13 protein-coding genes and 1 pseudogene are annotated in these 17,787 nt (G+C 59.7%); 6 read left to right on the forward strand and 8 right to left on the reverse strand.

Features of this window, described 5'->3' with window-relative positions; all coding sequences use genetic code 11:
• The first annotated feature begins 68 nt into the window (after nt 1-68).
• The gene (locus EM858_RS16650) at nt 69-812 is read left to right on the forward strand and encodes an SIMPL domain-containing protein (RefSeq protein ID WP_127757296.1); all 744 of its coding nucleotides are present in this window, start codon (nt 69-71) and stop codon (nt 810-812) included.
• A 183-nt stretch (nt 813-995) separates the two neighbouring features.
• On the opposite strand, the gene EM858_RS16655 is transcribed toward EM858_RS16650, so the two are convergent.
• The gene (locus tag EM858_RS16655) at nt 996-1,331 is read right to left on the reverse strand and encodes a hypothetical protein (RefSeq protein WP_003522828.1); all 336 of its coding nucleotides are present in this window, start codon (nt 1,329-1,331) and stop codon (nt 996-998) included.
• A 151-nt stretch (nt 1,332-1,482) separates the two neighbouring features.
• On the reverse strand, nt 1,483-1,905 hold the full coding sequence (locus tag EM858_RS16660) for a secondary thiamine-phosphate synthase enzyme YjbQ (RefSeq protein WP_080816363.1): 423 nt from the start codon (nt 1,903-1,905) through the stop codon (nt 1,483-1,485).
• Between the two features lie 253 nt (nt 1,906-2,158).
• Here EM858_RS16660 and EM858_RS16665 point away from each other — a divergent pair, with 253 nt between their 5' ends.
• The gene (locus EM858_RS16665) at nt 2,159-4,711 is read left to right on the forward strand and encodes an HWE histidine kinase domain-containing protein (protein WP_127757297.1); all 2,553 of its coding nucleotides are present in this window, start codon (nt 2,159-2,161) and stop codon (nt 4,709-4,711) included.
• A gap of 274 nt (nt 4,712-4,985) precedes the next feature.
• Here EM858_RS16665 and EM858_RS16675 read toward each other — a convergent pair whose 3' ends face one another.
• The 3 genes from EM858_RS16675 to dnaG form a co-directional block, all read right to left on the reverse strand.
• On the reverse strand, nt 4,986-5,903 hold the full coding sequence (locus EM858_RS16675) for a DUF930 domain-containing protein (RefSeq protein WP_164865456.1): 918 nt from the start codon (nt 5,901-5,903) through the stop codon (nt 4,986-4,988).
• A 196-nt stretch (nt 5,904-6,099) separates the two neighbouring features.
• Nucleotides 6,100-8,154, reverse strand: a complete 2,055-nt coding sequence (gene rpoD, locus EM858_RS16680; protein WP_003494761.1) for an RNA polymerase sigma factor RpoD — start codon at nt 8,152-8,154, stop codon at nt 6,100-6,102.
• 393 nt (nt 8,155-8,547) lie between these two features.
• Nucleotides 8,548-10,533, reverse strand: coding sequence for a DNA primase (gene dnaG, locus EM858_RS16685; protein WP_127757300.1), 1,986 nt, complete (start codon nt 10,531-10,533; stop codon nt 8,548-8,550).
• Between the two features lie 174 nt (nt 10,534-10,707).
• Here dnaG and EM858_RS16690 point away from each other — a divergent pair, with 174 nt between their 5' ends.
• Nucleotides 10,708-11,001, forward strand: a complete 294-nt coding sequence (locus EM858_RS16690) for a BrnT family toxin (protein WP_127757301.1) — start codon at nt 10,708-10,710, stop codon at nt 10,999-11,001.
• Nucleotides 10,964-11,293, forward strand: a complete 330-nt coding sequence (locus EM858_RS16695; RefSeq protein ID WP_127757302.1) for a BrnA antitoxin family protein — start codon at nt 10,964-10,966, stop codon at nt 11,291-11,293. The genes EM858_RS16690 and EM858_RS16695 overlap by 38 nt, the downstream gene beginning before the upstream one ends.
• Before the next feature lie 282 nt (nt 11,294-11,575).
• On the opposite strand, the gene EM858_RS16700 is transcribed toward EM858_RS16695, so the two are convergent.
• A complete protein-coding gene (locus tag EM858_RS16700) occupies nt 11,576-12,025 on the reverse strand; it encodes a GatB/YqeY domain-containing protein (protein ID WP_174025440.1) in 450 nt (149 codons plus the stop codon).
• A 338-nt stretch (nt 12,026-12,363) separates the two neighbouring features.
• Between EM858_RS16700 and carA the strand changes: the two genes are divergently transcribed.
• Complete coding sequence (carA, locus tag EM858_RS16705) at nt 12,364-13,569, forward strand: glutamine-hydrolyzing carbamoyl-phosphate synthase small subunit (RefSeq protein WP_003522834.1); 1,206 nt, start codon at nt 12,364-12,366, stop codon at nt 13,567-13,569.
• Nucleotides 13,570-13,607: 38 nt separating this feature from the next.
• Here carA and EM858_RS16710 read toward each other — a convergent pair whose 3' ends face one another.
• Nucleotides 13,608-15,005: an MATE family efflux transporter gene (locus EM858_RS16710; RefSeq protein ID WP_127757304.1), complete on the reverse strand. Its 1,398-nt coding sequence runs from the start codon at nt 15,003-15,005 to the stop codon at nt 13,608-13,610.
• A 329-nt stretch (nt 15,006-15,334) separates the two neighbouring features.
• Between EM858_RS16710 and EM858_RS16715 the strand changes: the two genes are divergently transcribed.
• The gene (locus tag EM858_RS16715; RefSeq protein WP_127757305.1) at nt 15,335-17,425 is read left to right on the forward strand and encodes a methyl-accepting chemotaxis protein; all 2,091 of its coding nucleotides are present in this window, start codon (nt 15,335-15,337) and stop codon (nt 17,423-17,425) included.
• Between the two features lie 39 nt (nt 17,426-17,464).
• Here the strand turns inward: EM858_RS16715 and EM858_RS16720 are convergent.
• Nucleotides 17,465-17,787 (reverse strand): annotated as a pseudogene (locus tag EM858_RS16720) (hypothetical protein); the annotation flags it as partial.

The following is a 17,787-nucleotide window of genomic DNA, read 5'->3' on the forward strand; positions in this document are numbered from 1 at the left end:
TGCCGCCGTATTAGCTACACAATCTAAGGCAATACCCTTCAAAGGGACTCAATCAACGAGGAAACACCATGAAGACAAAAACGGCCCGCCTTTTCGCACTCACCGCAATGACCGCAGCAGCCATGATGCCGCTCGCGGCCCAGGTGTCTGCGCAGGAGGCTACCCCGCGCGAAGCCACCATCAGTGTTTCCGGTGAAGGCCAGTCGGCCATTGCCCCCGACATGGCGATCCTGTCCTTCAGCGTCGTCAAGCAGGCGGAGACCGCGGCTGCGGCGCTTACCGAAAACTCCAAGGCGCTTGCCGATGTTCTGAAGGCGCTGAAAGAGGCCGCCATCGAGGACCGCGACCTGCAGACCAGCAATTTCTCGGTGCAGCCGCTCTACAAGCACTATGAACCCAAGGATGGCGTCTATGTCGCGCCCGAGATCACCGGCTATCAGGTGTCCAACGGCCTGACCGTGCGGGTGCGCGACCTGAAGAAGCTCGGCACGATCCTCGATACATCCGTCAAGCTCGGCATCAACCAGGGCGGCGACATTACCTTCACCAATGACAAGCCCGAAGCGACGGTGACCGAAGCCCGCAAGCTGGCCGTTGCCGATGCTCTGGCCAAGGCGAAAACGCTGACGGAAGCGGCAGGCGTGAAGCTTGGCCGGGTCATTCAGATCAGCGAAAACTCGCAACGCCCGATGCCGGTACCGGCGGGCATGATGCGCGCTTCGATGATGAAGGAAGCCGACAGCGTTCCGATCGCTTCGGGTGAGAACAACTACAGCGTGGTGGTCAACGTCACCTTCGCTCTCGAGCAATAAGATCGACGGCGGGCGGCGCCCAGGCGCCGCTCCTGCCCCATCTTGCGTTCACCCGTCGCATAACCCGAAATGAAATGCCCCTCGCCTGCCTTTCCGGACAAGCGAGGGGCATTTTTGATCCATCTACCGTACGGGGATATCGGCAGATCGATAAGGTCGCCGCTGTTAGCGGCGGATGACATATTAGCGGCGGATGACCGGGCAGCCGCGCTCATTGGCGAAAACGACGCGGTCACGGCCGCGACGGTCGAAGCCTGCAACCACGACACGGCGCGGCGATACATCAACGACGCGGGCGCGGCGAAGGCCCATGCGGCTCGCTTTTTCTTCCGCAAGCCAGGGCGCGCAGCCACGGCGCGGGCGATCCGGGCGGCCCCAGCCGGGGCGATGGCCATAGCCATCCTGAACCTGAACTCTGAACTGAACGTCCGAGCCTGCGGAAGCCGCCGGAGCAGTAAAGGAAATTCCACCGAGGGCGATGAGGGCAGCCAGGCCGGCTTTTGCGAAGGTGCTGAACATGAACTCACTCCGTTTGTTGCTTTGCCGACAGGGGAACATCCCCCGGCGATTGACGAGACCCTAGACCCGCCCGCCTGAATATCAGCAGAACCGAATGTTCAGCAGGCGTTCAGGGAGGTTAACGCGGAACGCCTCAATCCGGATCCAGCTATCACGGCGAGATATGCAGCACGATTTCGCGCCGATGCGGCTCATCGCGGTGTTCGAAAAGATAAAGGCCCTGCCAGGTGCCGAGCACGAGCCTGCCGTCGCTGATCGGCACGCCGATGGAAACCGTGGTGAGCGCCGACTTGATATGGGCGGGCATATCGTCGGGGCCCTCGAGAGTGTGGGTGATCCAGCGCATGGAAGGATCGTCGGAAGGCGGCACGAGACGGGAGAAAAACACCGTGAGATCGCGCCGCACATCGGGATCGGCATTTTCCTGGATAAGCAGCGAGCAGGATGTGTGCCGGACGAAGATCGTCAGCAGGCCTTCTTCCACGCCGGCGTGGCTGACGAATGCCTTGGCCTCGGATGTGAATTCATAAAGACCCTGCCCACGGGTAGCGACGATCATTTTTCTCTGCGGCACATTTTTTCCTTCAACGCGTTGGAACAAAATCGGCGCTGCCAACGTTTCAGCATGTCAAATTGTATCCGATGACGTAAGGGATACGACAATTGCGTGACAACGGCTTATAAAAGCAGAACGGAAAACCGGCGTCACAGTTGCAAAAAACGGGGAAGGGTTGGCACTATCAGAATGAATTATTCAAGCTTACCCGTTCCTCGACGAACAAAACACTCCCCGTACAAGACAGGCACAGGGTGCGAAAGACTTATTCATGGCCCCCAGTGACTATCATGTCGACCTGACCAATTGCGACCGCGAACCCATCCACATCCCAGGCTATATTCAACCGCACGGCTGTCTCATCGCCTGCGACAACGCCATGCGCATGGTGCTGCGGCATTCTGAAAACTGCCGCGAATTGCTCGGCGTCGAGGGCGATATCAATGGCAGGACCGCCGAGGAGGTGCTCGGCAAAAAGCTCGTCCACGATCTTCGCAATGCGCTCACCGTCACCGGCAGAACCACGCGCCCCGCCATGCTGCCCGCCATGGAAATGAGCGACGGCCGCAGTTTCGATATTTCCCTGCACCGCTACAAATCCACCACGATCATTGAATTCGAACCCTCCCGTAACGAAACGCAGCCGCTCGGCACGGCGCGCAAGATGGTGGACCGCATCCGCGAGGCGGACAGTGTCGAAAGCCTGATCTCCAGAACGACACGGCTGATAAAGGCGACGCTCGGTTACGACCGGGTGATGATCTATCGTTTCGAGGAAGACGGCGCCGGCAAGGTCGTGTCGGAAGCGAAGCAGCCGGAGCTGGAAAGCTTTCTCGGTCAATATTTCCCCGCCAGCGACATACCCCAGCAGGCCCGCGCGCTCTATCTCAAGAACACATTGCGCATCATCTCCGATGCCAGTGGCGCCCGGGTCTCCGTCCTGCCGGCGCTCGACGCATCGGGCGAACCTCTCGATATGTCCTTTGCCCATCTGCGCAGCGTCTCGCCCATCCATTGCGAATATCTTCGCAACATGGGTGTTGCGGCTTCCATGTCGATTTCGGTGATTGTCGACGGGGCGCTCTGGGGCCTGATCGCCTGCCATCATTATTCCCCGCGCGTGCTGACGATGCCGGTCCGGATCGCCGCTGAAATGTTCGGAGAGTTTTTCTCCATGCATTTGCAGGTTCTGAAACAGAAGCGCAGGCTCGATACTGTCCACCATGCCCATGCCGCGCTTGACCGCTTCCTTCGGCTTGCCGCCCATCACGCCAACATCGAAGAACTGCTGATCGACAGCTTTCAGGATTTTGCCGATCTGATGCCCTGCGATGGCGTCGGCCTGTGGGTGGGAAACAACTGGCACGGCCATGGCGCAACGCCGCCGCATGACGCCATTCCAAGGCTGGCGCGCTTCGTCGCCTCAACGTCGGAAGGTAAGGTCTGGGCGACGCACGCGCTGTCGCAGGCCATACCGGAGGCCGAAATCTATGCCGGCACGGCAGCCGGAATGCTCGCCATCCCGCTGTCGCAGGTGAAAAACGACTACCTGCTGTTTTTCCGCAAGGAGATCGTGCAAAACCTGAACTGGGCTGGCAATCCGGAAAAATCCTACGAGACCGGCCCGATGGGCGACCGCCTTACCCCGCGCAAGAGCTTCGCCATCTGGAAAGAGACGGTCCGCCTGCAGGCGCAGCCCTGGTCGGAAGCCGACCGGGAGATCGCGGAAGCGGCGAGGATCGCGCTGGTCGAGGTGGCATTCCACCACAGTGAGCTGATGGCGGGCGAAAGAGAACGCGCGGAAGTGCGCCAGCGCATGTTGAACGAGGAGCTAAACCACCGCGTCAAGAATGTTCTGGCCATCATCAAATCGCTGGTCGGCAATCCCTCGCAGGAGGGCAAGACCCTGCAGGAATATGTGACAGCGCTGAAGGGCCGCATTCAGGCATTGTCCTTTGCCCATGACCAGATCATTCGCGGTGAAGGCGGCGGCGCGCTTCGCGATCTTCTGGATGCCGAACTGTCGCCGCATCGCTCGCCGGAAACGGTTGTGAAACTGACCGGCCCGCAGGTGACGCTCGATTCGCGCGCTTTTTCCGTCATGGCTCTTGTTCTGCATGAGCTGGCGACAAACGCCGCCAAATATGGCGCGCTTTCGCAAAATGGCGGGCAATTGCATGTGCGCTGGACCATCAACGAGAACCGCGATTGCGAGATTGAGTGGCGCGAAATCCTGCCCACCAAACTGCCCCCACCATCGCGCGCGGGCTTCGGCACAGCACTCATCAGCCGCAGCATCCCATACGATCTCGGCGGACGCAGCACGTTACGCTATTTGCCTGATGGGCTGGAGGCGGAAATTCTCCTGCCCTCCCGTCACGTTTCTTCGGCCACGGCAGTCGCCGACACGCAAACCGAAGATGAAACCGCGCCGCAGCCCAGACGCTATAACCGGGAGGAGCCGTTGAAAGTATTACTCGTCGAAGACCAGATGCTGATCGCCATGGATGTCGAGAACATGCTGGAAGACAACGGCATCAAGGCAATCGAAACGGCAACCTCGTCGGCAATGGCCATTGAAAAATTGAAGACCTATGTGCCGGATGTCGCCATTCTCGACATCAATCTCGGCTCCGATACCTCGATCCCCGTCGCCCGGGAACTCCACCGCCGCGGCGTCCCCTTCCTCTTCGCCACCGGTTATGCGGATGGCAGCATGGTGCCGGATGAATTCGGTACCGTACCGGTGATCAGGAAGCCCTATGATGAGGATGCGCTTATGGCGGGGATTGGGCTACTGGTGGGGGATGCGGAGCGGGTGTGAGGTAGCTCTCTAAGCATGAAGCCCCTTGCAGCCACATGGAGTGCGACACGATGCTTCCCGGCTGGTGTATGGGTTTCCAGCGCGCTTCCCTTCCCTCATCTCTGTGCTTGTCACAGAGATCCAGCCAGCCCAAGTCCTTGGGCTGAAAGGACTCTCTTCGCCGCGCGGACGCGCGCCGGCTGGATTCCTGTGACAAGCACAGGAATGAGGGAGAAGGGATGGAATCGACGAAAGGAACCGTTGTTTCACTTGCCCCGCGAGGGACCATGGTCTGCTACCGCCCCGTAAAACCTCGTTTCTTTGCTTCAGCCGCCGTGATGACATCACCTATTTTAAATCTGAAGGCCGTCACCGCATAATTCTCGACATCCACCTCACATTGAAACGTGACATCGCGCCAGACGTCGCCGACGTTGAATGCACCGCCGGTAGCGTCAAGTACATTGCCGGATATGCGTCCACCGGTGTCGGAAAAGCCGTACATGCCTCGGGTGGCCGTATAAACTTCCCTTATTTGGGCCAATGCTTCCGCCTGGCAAAGCTGCACAATACGACGACGGGGCGGTAGATCGCCAAAAATCTGGCGTCGCTGAGCTGGCGTTAACACAGCGGACGACAATAAGCTTTTGGCCGCCGGAAGTTTCGCGGGCTTCTCTTCAGCTACGTCCGCGGGTTTTTCCTCAGCCGGTTTTGCCTGCGGCACGGGCGGCTGATCCGGTTGCGCTTCTTCCTTCACGGGTGAAACCGCGATCTCCCCCTGTGCGGCGGAAGCCTGAAGATCGCTGTTGGCGGCAGGAGCTGCGGGCTTTTCCTCAGCCGTTTTTTCAGGCTGGCTTGCAGGCTCCTCGGAAGGCTCGGTCTTTTCCGCTTCCTCCGTCTTGCCCGGCTTGTCCTCGGGGTCCGCCTGCGTTTCCTCCGGCCTCATGGCGATGGCAGGCAACGTCGCCTGCGGCTGCGGCAAAGGTTTTGCCTCTTCCGCCGGAGGAGCGGGCGGCGGCGGTGGGGGTTGCGGCTTTTCCTCTTTCGCCTTCTCTTCACCCGGCGGCGGGGCCTCCTCCGCCTTTTTCTCCTCGGGTGGCGACACGAGATCGACGCTGATGCTTTCCGGCTCCTGCGGCTCGGCTATCCGCTCCGGCAGCTCGAAAAAGAAAAGCGCGACGACGGCAAGATGCAGCAGCACGGAGACGGGCACAGCCCATCCTCCCCTCCGCCATTTGCCTGCCGAAATCTGTTGCATCTCATCGAACCAAATCGAACCCGGGCTTATCCAGCAAAAGCGGAACGCCCGTTTTCACACATAAGGCTTGTCGCAGAGTTCGCCAGTGCGGGAAACAAAAAACCCGGCCAGCGCTGACTGACCGGGTTCAATTTTAAAGGAAGCGGAACGCTTAGCTGTCGAGGAAGCTGCGGAGCTTTCGCGACCGGCTCGGATGCTTCAGCTTGCGCAGCGCCTTCGCTTCGATCTGACGAATACGTTCGCGCGTGACCGAGAACTGCTGGCCGACTTCTTCCAGCGTATGGTCCGTGTTCATGCCGATGCCGAAGCGCATGCGCAGAACGCGCTCTTCACGCGGCGTCAGCGAAGCCAGAACGCGGGTTGTCGTCTCGCGCAGGTTCGCCTGAATGGCGGCGTCGATCGGCAGCAGCGCATTCTTGTCCTCGATGAAGTCGCCGAGATGCGAATCCTCTTCGTCGCCCACGGGGGTTTCGAGCGAAATCGGCTCCTTGGCGATCTTCAGAACCTTGCGCACCTTTTCCAGCGGCATGGCCAGCTTCTCGGCCAGCTCTTCCGGGGTCGGCTCGCGGCCGATCTCGTGCAGCATCTGGCGCGAGGTGCGAACGATCTTGTTGATCGTTTCGATCATATGCACCGGAATACGGATCGTGCGGGCCTGGTCGGCAATCGAACGGGTGATTGCCTGCCTGATCCACCAGGTCGCATAGGTCGAGAACTTGTAACCGCGACGGTACTCGAACTTGTCGACCGCCTTCATCAGGCCGATATTGCCTTCCTGAATGAGATCGAGGAACTGCAGGCCACGGTTGGTGTATTTCTTCGCAATCGAGATCACCAGACGCAGGTTGGCCTCGACCATCTCCTTCTTGGCGATGCGCGCTTCGCGCTCGCCCTTCTGCACCATCGAAACGATGCGGCGGAATTCGGCGATGGAAATGCCGGTTTCCGTGGAGAGGTTCTGGATTTCCTGACGGATTTCCCGGATCGTGTTGCTTTCCTCGCGAGCGAATTCCTTCCAGCCGCGGGCGGCCAGATTGGCAATCGACTTCATCCAGTTCGGATCGAGTTCCGCACCGTGATACTGCTCAAGGAAGCTGTCGCGCTTGACGCCATAGGATTCGGCAAGGCGCAGCAGGCGGCCTTCATTCTGCATCAGGCGCTTGGAAATGTCGTAGAGCTGCTCGACGAGGCTGTCGATACGGTTCTGGTTCAGCGACAGCGACTTGACGGCCGTGATCAGCTGATCCTTCAATTCCTTGTAACGGCGTTCCTGACCGGAAGACAGGGTGCCGGTGCAGGCAAGGCGCGCCTCAACCTGCTGATCCTGAAGCTTGCGCAGCTTCTTGTAGGTGTCGGCAATGGTGTCGAGCGTTTCCATGACCTGCGGGCGCAGTTCGGCTTCCATCGCGGCAAGCGAAAGATTGGACTCGTCGTCGTCCTCTTCTTCCTCTTCCGGGGGAAGGCCATCGCCGCCGACGTCCGTCACATCCTCATCGCCGGTCGGCGCGCGCAGCTTGCGGGTCTTTTCCTTCTCTTCGGCGGCCTTGCGGTCCGCCTCGATCTTTTCCGGGCTCTGGAACTGGGGAGCCGCCTTGGCTTCAGGACCGGAATAGGTGGTTTCGAGATCGATGATCTCGCGCAGCAGCGTCGTGCCTTCGTTCAGTTCGTCGCGCCAGATGATCAGCGCCTGGAACGTCAGCGGGCTTTCGCACAGGCCGGAAATCATCGTTTCGCGGCCGGCCTCGATGCGCTTGGCGATGGCGATTTCGCCTTCGCGCGACAGAAGCTCCACGGAACCCATTTCGCGCAGATACATGCGCACCGGGTCGTCGGTACGGTCGGTCGGTTCTTTCTTCTTGGCGGTTGCAAGCGCAGTTCCGCCGGAAGGCGCAAGTTCGCCGCCTTCGGACTCTTCGCCGTCGGAATCGCTGTCGTCGTCGCTCGCGGTCGCTTCCTCGGCGTCTTCGTCCTCGATGACGTTGATGCCCATGTCGGACAGCATCGCCATCGTGTCTTCGATCTGCTCGGAGGTCACCTCTTCGGACGGCAGGACGGAATTCAGCTCGTCCATCGTCACATAGCCGCGCTTCTTGGCGGCCTTGATCATTTTCTTGACCGCGTCATCCGAAAGGTCGAGAAGCGGGCCGTCCGTCGCACCGTCGCGTTCGTTTTCTGCTTCTTCGTTTTCTTTGACTTTGGTTGCCATCTATCTCGTCGCTTTCCCTGACGCTAACACCTGTTCCGCAGCATCGCCGTCCGCCCCTTGAGCATCCGGCGCATTGCCGCGAATCACTGTCAGACACCTAACGGAGTGATCTTTAATTGCCGATTAACCACGGCAGCCTCAGGCAGAATGCAAAGACAGTGCACCCGGAAATGCTTGCTCATGCAATTTCTATCCGCCAAGGCTCATTCCACCTTACTTTTCCTGAAATGGTGATTCCCGCTATTTCCCGCCCCGTCAAGCCTTTGAGGGCGAGACAGCCAAGGAAATTCTTAAAAAGAGCCGCATTTTGCGGGTTATCACCAGACTATCCCCTATTTAGGACGCCTGCCGCAAAAGGCAACCCCAAACACCTTTCAATTCTGCCGACCGCCCTCAGCCATGGCCGACGGCCGGCCCCTTCACCCGGCCGGACATGACCCCGAAACCATCGATTATCGCCTCCTGATTTTCCATACGGCCGATTTCCAGCTGCACTTCGGCCAGCGCCCGCACCAGCAATGTACCGCGTTCGTCATCCGTCGCCTCGGCGATTTCCCGCTCGAGTTCCTTTTTCTGCCAGAGCAGGGATTTCGTCCTCTTATGCAGGGAAAGCGCCTGCACGTAACCCTCGCGCGCATCCTCCATCGCCGCCTGCTCCGTCGCCGTCCACAGGCGGGCATTGCGAACCTGCTGATCCATGGCCTTCAAAAGCACCTCGAAACCCTGCTGCGACAGGCGCTCGATCAGCCCTGCCCGCGAAATCTCCGCCGCACTTTCCGCCGCATAGGTCAGCACCGTCGACCACAGGCGCTGCAGATCGCGGTTCTCGTAGTCGATGGCGGCAATCTCGTCATATTCCTCGAGCAGCAATTCGGGATGGTTGACGATAGTGATGGCAAGAACGCTTTCCCGGAGAGAAGGCTTTGTCTGATAGCCCCTGACAAGGCCAGACTGCACCAGCCGGTCTGAAATGCTGCTGGCCGGCGCGGCCATCGCCCCGCCCCGTCCCGGCACATTGCGCTGGAAGCCGCGTCCCGCCGGCTGCGCGCCGTTGCGGCGGAAATTGCCGTTCTGAGCCCCGCTTTGCTGAAAACGCGGCTGGAAAAAGCCGTTCAGCCTGTCGCGCATATCCTGCTGGTAAAAACGGCGCACCGTCTCGTCGCCGATCACGGCCACGATCTGCCGCAACCGGCTTTCAAGCTGCGCGCGTTTTTCCGGCGTATCGAAAGTGACGCCGGAGGTCTCGCGGCTCCAGATCATCGCGGCCAGCGGCTTGGCTTCAGACAGCACCCGGTCGAAAGGTGCACGTCCCTCCAACCGCACGAGATCGTCCGGGTCCTTTCCGTCAGGCAGAAGCGCGAAGCTGACAGAACGATCCGGCTTGATATGCGGCAGGGCAAGATCGGCCGCACGGTTGGCGGCGCGAATGCCGGCGCCATCGCCATCGAAGCAGAGAACCGGCTGCGGCGACATTTTCCAGAGAAGGTCGAGCTGGCTTTCCGTCAGCGCCGTGCCGAGCGGCGCGACGGCATTTTCCACACCCGCCTGATAGAGCGCGATGACATCCATATAACCTTCGACGGCGATGACCGAACCGCCGGCCGCCTGCGAGGCGCGCCGGGCGCGGGCGAAATTGTAGAGAACATTGCCCTTGTGAAAGAGCTCCGTTTCGTTGGAGTTCAGATATTTCGCCACCGCATCCGCGGCCATCGCACGGCCGCCGAAAGCGATCACCTTTTCCCGCGACGACAGGATCGGGAACATGATGCGGTCGCGGAAGCGGTCGTAGGAGACCGGCACATTCTCATGCACCACCAGCCCGCAGGCCTCCATCTGTTCCTTCGTCACGCCCTTGCTCGCCAGATGCTCTTTCAGCGCATTGCGGCTATCGGGCGCATAACCCAGTCGGAAAGTCTCGATGGTGCGCCCGGTCAACCCGCGATCGCGCAGATAAGCCCGCGCCCGCGCACCGAGCGCGGTCTGTAACTGGTCCTGAAAGAACAGCGTCGCCATTTCCATGACGTCCTGAAGCGAGGTGCGCTCACGCTCGCGCCTTTCCGCCTGCGGATCGGGCTGCGGCATGGAAATGCCGGCCATATCGGCAATCTGCTGCACGGCCTCCGGAAAACTCAGGCCCTCAAGCTCGGTCAGAAAGCGAAAGTGATCGCCGGAAACGCCGCAACCGAAGCAATGATAGCGCCCCTTGCGGTCCTCGCAGTGAAAGCTCGGGCTTTTCTCGCCATGGAAAGGGCAGCAGGCCCAATAATCCCCGCGCGACGTGTTGGTCTTCTTCTTGTCCCAGGACACACGTCGGCCGATCACATCGGAGATGTTCACGCGGTCGCGTATCTCATCGAGGAAAGAATTGGAAAAGCGCATGGGTTACCTATTCGAGGCCAGTCTTTCATATAAGCGCAGAAAAGCCGCAATACAAAACGGGCAGGTAAATAATACCCACTATTCACAGGCGGTGTTGACATTGATGTATATACAGATGAACATACAAAAGTGGCGCATGAGGGCCTTTGAAGTGGAACCCGTTTCAGGCTGCTCATGGACATTGTGACGAAAGATTTCATTTCCTTTGAATGGGATGAAAACAAGCGGCAGATTAATATTCAGAAGCACGGCATCGACTTTCCACGGGCGGCGCGGGCGCTTTCGCAACCCCATCTGGAAAGTCGCTCCGATCAAAACGGGGAAAGTCGTATTCTGGCGATATGCCCGGATACAGACGATCTCATCGCCATCATTTATACGATGCGGGGCGAGGTTTGCCGGATCATATCAGCAAGGGCGACGAGGAAAAATGAGCGAAGAACGTATCGTCAGATATTCTCCGGATGAAATCCGCAAAAAGATCGCCAAGGGCGAAGATGGAACCGACTGGGCGCGCGTCGACGCCATGACCGACGAGGACATCGAACGCGCCACACGTGACGACCCGGACTGGGCGGGCTTTGAGGATATCGACTGGTCAAAGGCTGAGGTGGTTTTCCCCACAGCCAAACAATCCATTTCCATCCGTGTCGATCAGGACGTCGTGGACTTTTTCAAGTCCACCGGCAAAGGATATCAGACACGTATGAACGCCGTTCTGCGCCATTATGTGCATGAACAGAAAAAGCGGCAGGGTTGAAGACAGCAAATCGCCATTGCGCCTGCTTCGGGCAAATTTATGGCACCGCAGCATCACCAAAAATTATGTTTTTGTAATTTGAGCAAGCCGAAGCGGCGATGTAAAAACATCAGCGAAGGCAGCAATTGACCTCCGTATAATCTGCCGACGCCCGCAGGCACGTCCCCCGAAAAAAGCCTGTGAAGGATCGCATTTTGATCCGCCGGAATGCGTTTTCGTCGACAGAAAAAAGGCAGGGCAGCCCACATCTGCCCTGCCTTTACTTTTTAAGGATGCCCGAACTTACTTCAGCAAATCCTTGACGACGCCGGAAGCCTTGGCGAAGTCGATCTGACCGGGATAACGCTCCTTCAGCGCATTCATGCACTTGCCCATGTCGCGCAGGCCCGAGGCGCCGGTCTCGGTGATGACGGCCTGGCAGAGTTCGCGCACCTTCTCGGCCGGGATTTCTTCCGGCATGAATTCCTTGATGATGACGATTTCCTCGCGCTCCTGAGCGGCAAGCTCGGGGCGGCCGGCGCCTTCATAGATGGTGGCGGATTCTTCCCGCTGCTTCACCATCTTCGTCAGGATCTGCATGATATCCTCATCGCTGACGGGGTCCTTGCCCACGCCGCGATTGGCGATATCGCGATCCTTGATGGCGGTCTGGATGAGGCGCACGGTCGAGGTGCGGCGTGCATCACGAGCCTTCAATGCGTCCTTCAAAGCGTTTGCGAACGTGTCGCGCATCATTTTTCTTCTCCTTGGGAAAGCGCTTTCCGCAGCTTCTCGATACGGAAACTTTCCACCTCATTTTGCGAAACGACATAAACGAGCAGACACGCTCAAGCAAATCAAATGCATAAGGCCTTGAAAATACGGTGGTTTAATTCCACGTAAATCTTGGCCCTGCGGTTGACCGCTTGGGCTGCTTTCGTTATTTTCCGGCACCTGCACGAGATTTTAACGAAGGGTCGGAACGCGAGCTTTATCGCGCGCCCCTTTATGTCACGAAGCCTGCGACAAAAATGGCCCCTTACCCCCTGCCTTTCAAGAGGCGGGGTGCGAAGCGGCAGAAACGGAACGAGATGACCGAGACAGCGCCCTGGACTACCCGCAAACCGACCGCAATGCTTGTTCTTGCCGATGGCACGGTGATTGAAGGAACGGGCATCGGCGCAACCGGCAAGGTTCAGGCCGAAGTCTGCTTCAACACGGCGCTGACCGGTTACGAGGAAATCCTGACGGACCCTTCCTATCTCGGCCAGATCGTTACCTTCACCTTCCCGCATATCGGCAATGTCGGCACCAATGAGGAAGACATCGAAGACCTGACGCCCGCCGCCCGTCGCGGCGCCGTCGGCGTCATCTTCAAGGCCGATATCACCGATCCGTCGAACTTCCGCGCCGCCAAGCATCTCGATGCCTGGCTGAAGGCCCGCGGCGTCATCGGCCTTTGCGGCATCGACACCCGCGCGCTCACCGCATGGATCCGCGAAAACGGCGCGCCGAACGCGGTCATCGCCCATGACCCGAACGGCGTCTTCGACATCGAAGCGCTGAAGGCAGAAGCCAAGGCCTGGAGCGGCCTCGTCGGTCTCGATCTCGCCATCGAAGCGACCTCCGGCCAGTCCTCCACCTGGACGGAAACGCCGTGGGTCTGGAACAAGGGTTACGGCACGCTCGGCGAAGCCGATGCCAAGTACCACGTCGTCTGCGTGGATTTCGGCGTCAAGCGCAACATCCTGCGCCTCTTTGCCGGTCTGGATTGCAAGGTCACGGTCGTTCCGGCCCAGACGTCGGCCGAAGACATTCTGGCGCTGAAGCCGGATGGCGTGTTCCTGTCCAACGGCCCGGGAGACCCGGCCGCGACGGGCGAATATGCCGTGCCGGTCATCCAGAACCTCATCAAGAGCGAGCTGCCGATCTTCGGCATCTGCCTCGGCCACCAGATGCTCGGTCTCGCCGTCGGCGCAAAGACCGAGAAGATGCACCAGGGCCACCACGGCGCCAACCACCCGGTCAAGGACTTCACCACCGGCAAGGTTGAAATCGTCTCCATGAACCATGGCTTTGCGGTCGACACCAAGTCGCTGCCCGAAGGCGTCGAAGAGACCCATATCTCGCTGTTCGATGGCACCAATTGCGGCCTGCGCATCGTCGGCAAGCCGGTCTTCTCCGTCCAGCACCACCCGGAAGCATCGCCCGGCCCGCAGGACAGCCACTATCTCTTCCGCCGCTTCGTCAACCTGCTGCGCGAGAGACAAGGCGAGGCAGCGCTCGCCGAGCGCTGATACCTCGTAAAATCAGGAAAGATTATGCGGCCCGCTTTTCAGCGGGCCGTTTGCATTTCACGCTTCACCAGAATGACGAAGCGGATGGTGAGCAGAACGGCAGCCGTCGAAAGGCCGATCACGAAGCCGAACCAGACGCCGCGCCCGCCAAAGCCAAGCGGAAAGGCCATGGTCCAGGCAAGCGCCAGCCCGATCGGCCAATAGGAAATCAGCGCCAGCATCGCCGGAATGCGCGCATCCTTCAATCCGCGCAGCAGGCCCGCCGTGACGGCCTGAATGCCGTCGACAAGCTGGAAGATGCCGGCAATCACCACCAGGCTGCTGGCGTAGGCAAGCACTTCCGCCGCCTCTGGCAATTTCGCATCCAGGAACCATTTCGCCAGAAATTCCGGCACGGCCGCAAACAGAATGCCGCCGCAAATGGCAATGCCGCAGGCAATCGCATAGACCATGATGGAGGCGCGGATGAGGTTCTTGAAGTCCCCCTGACCGCGGGCGATGCCCACCCGCACGGTCGCCGCTTGCGAGAGGCCGAGCGGAATCATGAAGGCGATGGAGGCGAGCTGCAGGGCGATGCCGTGCGCCGCAAGCTGCACGGTGCCGATCTGCCCCATCAGGATCGAAGCGGCGGCAAACAGCGTCACTTCGGCAAGGATGGTGATGCTGATCGGCAGACCGAGGCGCAGCACTTCGAAGAGCGCATGCCAGTCCGGCCGCCAGAAACGCACGAACAGCTCGTATTTCCTGGTTTCCTCCCGCGTCTGCACATAGGCGACGATGAAGATGAAGCTGAAGGCATTGACGATGACGGCAACGACGGCAGCACCGTTCATGCCCATGGCCGGCAATCCGAAATGGCCGAACACCAGCGCATAGGCGAGCACGCCGTTCATCACCAGCATGATGATGGTGACATAAAGAATGATGCCGGCGCGCCCGATGGCGCTGACGAGCCCGCGCAGGACATAAAACAGCAGCGCCGGCAAAAGGCCGAACTTGGCGATGGCGAGATAATGACCGGTCAGCGCCGCCACATTGGGGTTCTGCCCAAGAGAAATGAGAATGCGCTCGGCATTGAAGAAGATCGGCAGGGCGAGCACCCAATAGGCGATTGCCACCCACATGCCCATGCGCAGCGAGCGACGGGCCGCCGTCGCGTCTCCCTGCCCGTAGGCCTGCGCTACCATTGGCACCACGGCCACGGAAAAGCCGGAGCCGAAAATGAAGACGACGAAGAAGAACTGCCCGGCCAGCACCATGGCCGCCAGCTTTTCAGCGCCAAGCTGTCCGACGATGACCATATCCGTTGTATGGATGCCAAGCTGTGCGAGCTGCGCACCGATGAGCGGAATTCCCAGCGCAAGCGTAGCCTGAAAATGCGAAAACCACGACCCCGATCCGGACGGAACGGTTTCTGCAACAACCGACGAAGACATTGTAATTCACCTGAACTTTGGCCGTTGCCCGCGAATTGCGCAACGGCAGCATGGTGATGAATAAAATATTCCCTTCCTGCACGCAACCTTTGCGGATGAGTGATCAAAATTTACGCAAAGGAATGGCCCCGCGCCGGCCTTGGCGTAAACGACATGACATAAGATAAATTTAGCTGAATTTTACCATTCCGCTTTATTCATTAGAACATCGCGTAGTTCTTTTAAATCACAAGCTGCATGATGCAGAATATTCCCGCCTTTCTGGCATGTCTTTCCCACCATTTCACAAGATGAGCCGAACGGTACATCCTGTTCCAAGGACGTGTAGCTTGCCCAAAAAAACCAACCTCATGACACGCATCCTCTTTGCGGCGTCTTCGCTTGTCGTCGCCGCCTTTGCGGGATTTTCCTTCTACATCGACAGCCTTCAGCACCGCGTCACGACGGAAGCGGTGGCGGAAAATATCGATTCTTCCGGCAAGCAGGCCGCGCAAAGCATCGCCAACTGGCTGAATGGCCGCATCATGCTGACGGAAACAGTGGCAAAGACGCTTGCCAAGCTTCCCGAGGAAGAGGCGAAGCTGCGGTTTCTGGAAAACGACGTTCTGACCGCGCAGTTCATGTCGACCTATTTCGGCAATGCCGAAACGGGAAGCTTCACCACCTTCCCCAAAACGCCGCTGCCGGAAGGATATGACCCGCGCAAGCGTCCGTGGTATCTGGATGCGGTCAAGGCCGGCAAGACGGTTCTGACCGAACCCTATAACGACGCCTCAACCGGCGGGCTCATCATCACCGCCGCCATTCCCGTCTCCATCGACGGCAAGCTGGCCGGCGTGACGGGCAGCGACTTCTCGCTCAATTCGCTGGTCAACATGATCAAGTCGGTGGATGCCGGCACGGACGGATATGCGTTCCTCGTCAGCAAGGACGGCAAGATCCTTATTCACCCCGATCCGAAATTCGTCGACAAGCCGCTGACCGATCTCTTCAAGGTCAATGCGCCGGCCATTTCCTCCGCCATTTCGCAGACGGAAATCGACGGCAAGGGCAAGATCGCCAGCTTCATTCCGGTTGCCGGCCTGCCCTCGGTCGACTGGTATCTCGGCTTTGTCGTTGATTCCGATGTTGCCTATGGCGCCATTGGCCAGTTCCGCCTGGCGGCGACCATCGCCACAATTCTCGCCGCCGCGATCATGATCGGTCTTTTGGCCACCGTGCTGTCCCGCTTCATCGTTCGCCCGGTGACGCAGATGACGTCAGCCATGGAAGGCCTCGCATCCGGCAATCTCGAGGTCGCGATTCCGGGTCAGGAGCGCACCGACCAGATCGGCTCCATGGCCGCAGCCGTCGCCGTGTTCCGGTCGAACGCCATGGAACGCCTGCGCCTCGAGGGCGATGCCGAAGAAAACCGCACGCTTTCCGAACGGGAGCGCAGCGAGCGCGAAAGACTGGCGGCAAAGGACGCCGCCGACATCCAGTTCGCGGTTGATTCGCTTGCCCGGGGACTGGCGCATCTTTCCGATGGCGACCTCAACTACCGCATCGACACACCTTTCGTGACCCGTATCGACCGCCTGCGCGACGATTTCAACAATTCCGTCGCCAAGCTGAACGCAGCGCTCAGCACCGTCGGCCAGAACGCCCGCGCCATCGACGCCGGGGCCGGCGAAATCCGCCAGTCCGCCGACGATCTAGCGCGACGCACCGAGCAGCAGGCCGCTTCAGTGGAAGAGACCGCGGCGGCGCTTGAGGAAATCACCACCACGGTCAAGGACTCCGCCCGCCGTGCGGAAGAAGTGGGTCGTCTGGTCGACCGCGCCCGCAACAATGCCGAACAGTCCGGCGTCATCGTCGAAGATGCGGTGCGCGCAATGGAGGGCATCGAAAAATCGTCGTCCGAGATCAGCAACATCATCGGCGTGATCGACGAAATCGCCTTCCAGACCAACCTTCTGGCGCTGAATGCCGGCGTTGAAGCCGCCCGCGCCGGTGAGGCCGGCAAGGGTTTTGCCGTCGTCGCCCAGGAAGTGCGCGAGCTTGCCCAGCGCTCCGCCAATGCGGCGAAGGAGATCAAGACGCTGATCAACGCCTCAACGTCGCAGGTGCAGTCCGGCGTCGATCTCGTCGGCAATGCCGGCAAGGCGCTGGAAACCATCGTTCGCGAAGTGCAGGAGATCAATCGCCACATCGACGCCATCGTGACGTCGTCGCGCGAACAGTCGACCGGACTTCAGGAAATCAACACCGCCATCAACACCATCGATCAGGGCACGCAGCAGAATGCCGCCATGGTCGAGGAGCAGACGGCCGCAAGCCACGGGCTCGCCTCGGAAGCGGCGGCGCTCAACGAGCTGCTCGCGCAGTTCCAGCTCGCCACGGCCACCCGGCGGCAGGCGGAATATGGGCGCGCCGCTTGAGGGGGAGACAATATTGGCCGGATCGCTACTGCAACCAGATCACGGCCGACAGTCACCCACTCTCGACGTCATCCTCGGGCTTGTTGTAAAGACCGGAGACGTCCCTGACAGATGTTCGGAGACATCCCTGACAGTTTTCATGGGTTTTCGAGGTTTATTTCTGCGACCTGAGTTGCGCCGAAGAAGACGCCATAGAGGCCGGTCTGGTTGAGGGATCGTATGGCGAGACGTTCGTTCCGGAAGGCGTTCGGCACCCGCCAGGCTTTGCCCTTGAAACTGACATAGCCCTTTGTTGAGCTGACGCATCGGATGGTTTCGCTGCTGTCGTAGGCCGGCTCTGGAAGTGCATCTGGAAAAGGACG

The sequence above is a fragment of the Agrobacterium sp. CNPSo 2736 genome (assembly GCF_004005385.1).
GTDB lineage: Bacteria > Pseudomonadota > Alphaproteobacteria > Rhizobiales > Rhizobiaceae > Agrobacterium > Agrobacterium leguminum.